The organism is Ectobacillus sp., from assembly GCF_056992975.1.
The window spans coordinates 1-5,638 of the sequence record NZ_JBXKMX010000168.1 but is presented as its reverse complement, the minus strand read 5'-3'; the positions used below and the strand labels follow the sequence as shown (position 1 = coordinate 5,638).

Here is a 5,638-nt window from a genome sequence, read left to right as displayed (position 1 = left end):
CCGTGAGGACCCGTAAATGTTTTATGAAGATTCAAATGTACAACATCAAAGCCCATATCTCCAGGACGAGCTTTACTTAATACGGCATTTAAATTGGCACCATCATAATACACTTTACCGCCATTTTCATGAACAATTTCTGCAATTTCAACAATATGTTCTTCAAACAAACCAAGTGTGTTAGGGTTTGTAAGCATCAACGCTGCTGTATCATCACCAACAACACGTTTCAAATCATCTAAATCAACAAGACCTTCCTCATTTGATTTCACTGTAATGATTTCAAAGCCCGCTACAGACGCAGATGCAGGATTCGTACCATGTGCTGAATCTGGAACAATAACCTTCGTTCTCTTCAAATCATGATTGGCCTCGTGAAACGCACGAATCAGCATTAATCCAGTCCATTCTCCGTGTGCACCTGCTGCTGGCTGCAATGTCACTTGGTCCATTCCTGTTATTTCTTTCAGACTCTCTTGTAAATCGTACATTAGTTCAAGGGCACCTTGCACCGTTTTTTCATCTTGAAGGGGATGAATATATGAAAATCCCGCAAAGCGAGCCACATTTTCATTTATTTTCGGATTGTACTTCATTGTACATGAACCAAGTGGATAAAATCCAGAATCTACACCATGATTTCGTTTGGACAAAGCAGTATAATGACGCATAATATCAAGCTCAGCCACTTCAGGAAGTTCAGGTTCCTCTATGCGAATATATTCGTTATCAAAAATAGAATCTAATGCTACTTCTTCTACGTCTAGAGCAGGTAAGCTATAGCCAACCCGTCCACGTTTACTCATTTCAAAAATGAGAGGTTGATCTTGCTGCATCATTTCATAGCCCCCATTTCATTTACTAACGTATCAATTTCTTCTTTTGTTCGAAGTTCTGTAACCGCGATGAGCATATGATTTTTTAATTGTGGATAATCTTTGCCGATATCATACCCGCCTATCACATTCTTTTGAAAAAGTGCTTCATTAATTTCTTTTACTGAGCGATTGCATTTTACAACAAATTCATTAAAAAATGGTCCTGCAAATGCAACTGAACAACCCACTTTTTCAAATTGCTTCTTGGCATATTGTGCCTTAGAAATATTTTGGATGCTTATTTCACGAACCCCTTTTTTTCCAAGTGCCGTCATCGCAACAGAAGCCGCTAACGCATTTAATGCTTGATTGGAACAAATGTTAGACGTAGCTTTGTCTCGACGAATATGTTGTTCCCTTGCTTGCAGAGTTAATACAAACCCACGACGTCCTTCCGAATCTTTCGTTTGTCCAACTAACCGACCAGGAAGCTTACGCATAAATGCTTTTTTCGTCGCAAAGTATCCACAGTGTGGACCTCCAAATTGTGCGGGAATTCCAAATGGCTGTGCGTCTCCCACTACAATATCTGCACCTAGCTTACCCGGAGGTGTTAGTGCACCTAATGCTAACGGATTAGAAGAAACAATAAATAGTCCTTTTTGTGCATGAACAATTCTCTCTACATCCGCAATTCGTTCTACTTGTCCAAAAAAGTTTGGATATTGTACGATGACACATGCAACATCTGTATCCATTTCCTCTTGTAATCGGTCCATATTTGTCACACCATCACGATGCGGAATTTCAATCACATCTAATCGCTGTGCTTTCGCATACGTTTTAAGTACATCTCTTGCTTCGGGATGAACCGTTTCAGAAACAATGATTTTTTTATTCCGTGTATGATGTGCTGCCATCATCGCAGCTTCTGCTAGTGCTGTTCCACCATCGTACATGGATGAATTGGAAACATCCATTCCAGTTAATTCACAAATCATCGTTTGAAATTCGAAAATAGCTTGTAATTCCCCTTGTGATATTTCTGGTTGATATGGTGTATATGCTGTATAAAATTCAGAACGAGAAAGTACATGATCTACAATGACAGGAACAAAGTGATCATACACTCCTGCTCCAAGAAAAGAAGCATATTCTTTCGTATTGGCATTCATCGCTGCAAGCTTTGTTAATTCCTTTAATAGCTCAGGCTCTGATGCGGCTTGTTTTAGTTTTAAATCGCCTTTAAACTGTACACGCTCTGGTATATCCTCAAAAAGTTCTTCAACCGTTTGTACGCCAATAGCGCTTAGCATTTCATTTCTATCTTCTTCTGTCATAGGAAGATAACGATGCATCATTAGTATTCCCTCCAGTTAGTTAGCACGCTTATAAAACGGTGTAGGCACGACAATTGCCTTTACTCGTTTATTGCGAATTTGTACTTCCACTTCTGTATGTAGTGCTGCATATTTCGCGCTCACAAGGGCAAGTCCAATGTTTTTCTTTAATGTAGGAGACTGCGTTCCACTTGTTACCTCTCCTATTTTTTCATCACCCACAAACACTTCATAATGGCTTCTTGGAATACCACGTTCTAGCATTTCAATTCCAACAAGCTTACGAGGAGCCCCATTTTCCTTTTGTTCCTTTAATACTTCCTTACCATTAAAATCACATTCTTTATTTACTTTAACGAAAAATCCGATACCTGCTTCAATCGGTGTAATCGTCTTCGATAGTTCCTGACCATAAAGTGCTAATTTAGATTCAAAACGAAGCGTATCTCTTGCTCCAAGGCCGCACGGCTTGATTCCCTCTTCTTTACCTGCTTGAAGTAACGCTTCCCATAATTCAACTGCATCTTCTGATTTACAATAAATTTCAAATCCATCTTCACCTGTATACCCTGTTCGAGAAACAAGGGTAAGTTTATTCGCAATTTCCACATCATCTTGAAATGTAAATGGCTTCATTTCACTTACTCTTGCAGTCGTTACTTTTTGTAAAATGGATGCTGCAAGCGGTCCTTGAAGTGCAAGCTGCGCAGTAATTTCTGATTTATTTTCAATCACGACATCTCCTGCTAGATGTTGCTTTAACCATTCGTAATCCTTTTCAATATTCGCTGCATTTACGACAAGCAAATAATGAAATTCACTTTTTTTGTACACTAATAAATCATCTACTGTACCACCATCAAGATAGCACATAGCTGTATATAATGTAGATCCATCCGTTAGCATCGCTATATCATTCGTCATCATTTTTTGCAAATAGGCCAAACTATCTGTGCCGTTCACTTCTATTTCTCCCATATGAGAAACATCAAACAATCCTGCTTTTGTGCGAACAGCTTCATGTTCTTCTTTAATACTTGAAAATTGAACAGGCAAATCCCATCCGCCAAAATCAATTGTTTTTGCGCCGTAATTACCGTACACAGCAAATATTGGCGTCGTTTTCAATGTCATTCCTCTTTCCTCCCTCTCATGCTGCCTAAAAAAAGCGAAAACAGCTAAACATTTTTGAACAAAATTAAAAAGATATACGGAATATCGCATCATTTTTTGATGAAAGCGTAAATAATAATTACATTTTCAGGAGAAAATACGAAAGATAGCATACCTTTTGCACATGATTATCCTACCATTTTTCGTTCTATTGTATCAATATTCTTGCAAAAAAAATAATTTTGTATATTTAGGGGGATATGTATGAACGCTAACATCGTAATGGACACGTCTTGGATTGATTCCTTTTTGAAAAGACTCGATGATGACGGCCCCTGGGCAAATTGGAAGGCGTATCATCTAGCGTATGAAACGGGAAAGCAGCTACTAATTCCATCCTTTGAAGGGCTCCAAGCACCAGCGTATTTGCCCCACCTTACACCGCTCCCTCACCAATTGGAAACGGCACGTATCGTTTTAGAGGAAATGAATGGAAAGGCAATTCTCGCAGATGAAGTTGGTCTTGGAAAGACGATTGAGGCAGGATTAATATTAAAAGAATACATGATTCGTGGACTTGTAAAAAAGGTATTAATTTTAGTTCCCGCTTCTCTCGTGTCGCAATGGACATTCGAACTGACTACAAAGTTTTACATACCAGCAACTGCTTTTCGCAAAAGCTATTCCTGGGAGCAAGCCGAGGTAATTGTTTCATCCATTGATACGGCAAAGCGTTCTCCTCATCGTGATATCGTTCTTAACACGGAATATGACCTTATTATCATAGATGAAGCACATAAATTAAAAAATAATAAAACAAAAAACTATGAATTCGTTCAACAACTAAAAAAGAGATTTTGCTTACTTTTAACTGCAACACCTGTTCAAAATCACATTGATGAAATATTTAATCTTGTTTCCTTACTAAAACCGGGCCATTTAGGAAATGAAACACAATTTGAACACTCCTATTCTTCCAAACATAGGAGCGTAGAAAGTGATAAAACCTTACGTGAACTTATCAATAAAGTAATGGTACGCAACCGCCGAAATGACACTAAAATTGAGTGGCCAAAGCGTCATGTTCACACTATATTTGTTGAAATGAATCAACAGGAGCGGTCGTTATACCATTCTCTTACAGATTGGAGCAAGCAATCTTCTATCATCTCGACCCTTACCTTTTTACGTGAAGCATGTAGCAGTAGAGAAGCAGTCTATGTATCCTTACAAAATCTAGTCAAGAAAAAAGAGGTAGAACAGGCAGATTCATATATCGAAACACTTATGAATGAAATAAACACCATTCCATTTAACTCGAAAGCGACAAAGGCTCTGGAAATCATAAAAGAAATCAATGATAAAGTAATTATATTTACAGAATACCGTGCTTCCCAAATGTATTTACAATGGTTTTTAAAGCAGCACGGAATATCCTCTGTGCCTTTTCGGGGGGGATTTAAGCGTAGTAAGAAGGATTGGATGAAGGATTTATTCCAACATCACGCACAGGTGCTAATAGCGACGGAAGCAGGAGGTGAAGGAATTAATCTACAGTTTTGCAATACGATGATCAATTATGACCTACCATGGAACCCTATGCGGCTAGAACAACGAATTGGTCGAATACATCGTCTCGGTCAACAGCAGGATGTTCATATTTATAATATGGTTACAAAAGATACAGTTGAAGAACATATTATGAAGTTGCTTTATGATAAAATCCAATTGTTTGAGCGAGTGATTGGAGAGCTAGATGAGATATTAACACGAATTGATTTACGGAATATAGATGATCATATTCAAGATATCTTCATCTCTTCAAAAAGCGAAGGAGAAATTCGCATAAAAATGGAGAATTTAGCGTCCATCATTGAATTTGCACAGAGTAATAAAGGAGCGGACTTACATGCAGCAACGTGATATCCATCAATATTTATATGATTTTTTCACATCAAATAACTGTGAGATAAAGGAATCATCACCGTATTTACTGGATATTCAACTTACAACCGAGATGGATAAATTATTAATGAATCGCCCCTTTTATTGGCATTATTTAGAAAAGACCGGTGGTGAACCAAATCCGATGCGTCTTACCCTTATTACCGATCAAGAACAAGCAAATAGTAATCAAAAAGGCGACGTTGTGCACTACGGTTCTCCTTTTCTTCACCGTGTTTTTCAAGCTGCTGGTCAGCTAGGCTCGTTTATTCGTTTATATGAAGATATGCAGCCTTTTTCAGAGAATCATATTCCACTGCATCCGTGGCTCTGCATGAATGCAAAAGTTTCCTATCAATGTGACCGAAAAAAAGATGCACTCTATTCATTAGGTCTTCATCTTATTACAGGAACCATTCTATC

At 38.1% G+C, this 5,638-nt stretch carries 5 protein-coding genes; 2 read left to right on the top strand and 3 right to left on the bottom strand.

All coding sequences use genetic code 11. The annotated features are described in order from the left end of the window. From gcvPB to gcvT, 3 genes are all read right to left on the bottom strand, one after another. Nucleotides 1-839 (bottom strand): aminomethyl-transferring glycine dehydrogenase subunit GcvPB (gene gcvPB, locus AC11ZT_RS07795; RefSeq protein WP_484059057.1); only part of this gene is annotated, 839 nt, incomplete at its 3' end. Next, nucleotides 836-2,179, bottom strand: coding sequence for an aminomethyl-transferring glycine dehydrogenase subunit GcvPA (gcvPA, locus tag AC11ZT_RS07790; protein ID WP_484059056.1), 1,344 nt, complete (start codon nucleotides 2,177-2,179; stop codon nucleotides 836-838). The genes gcvPA and gcvPB, both read right to left, overlap by 4 nt. 15 nt (nucleotides 2,180-2,194) lie before the next feature. After that, complete coding sequence (gene gcvT / locus AC11ZT_RS07785; protein ID WP_484059055.1) at nucleotides 2,195-3,292, bottom strand: glycine cleavage system aminomethyltransferase GcvT; 1,098 nt, start codon at nucleotides 3,290-3,292, stop codon at nucleotides 2,195-2,197. Between the two features lie 243 nt (nucleotides 3,293-3,535). Here gcvT and AC11ZT_RS07780 point away from each other — a divergent pair, with 243 nt between their 5' ends. Next, nucleotides 3,536-5,194, top strand: coding sequence for a DEAD/DEAH box helicase (locus tag AC11ZT_RS07780; RefSeq protein ID WP_484059054.1), 1,659 nt, complete (start codon nucleotides 3,536-3,538; stop codon nucleotides 5,192-5,194). Beyond that, on the top strand, nucleotides 5,181-5,638 hold a 458-nt coding region (locus tag AC11ZT_RS07775; protein ID WP_484059053.1), incomplete at its 3' end, for a YqhG family protein. The genes AC11ZT_RS07780 and AC11ZT_RS07775, both read left to right, overlap by 14 nt.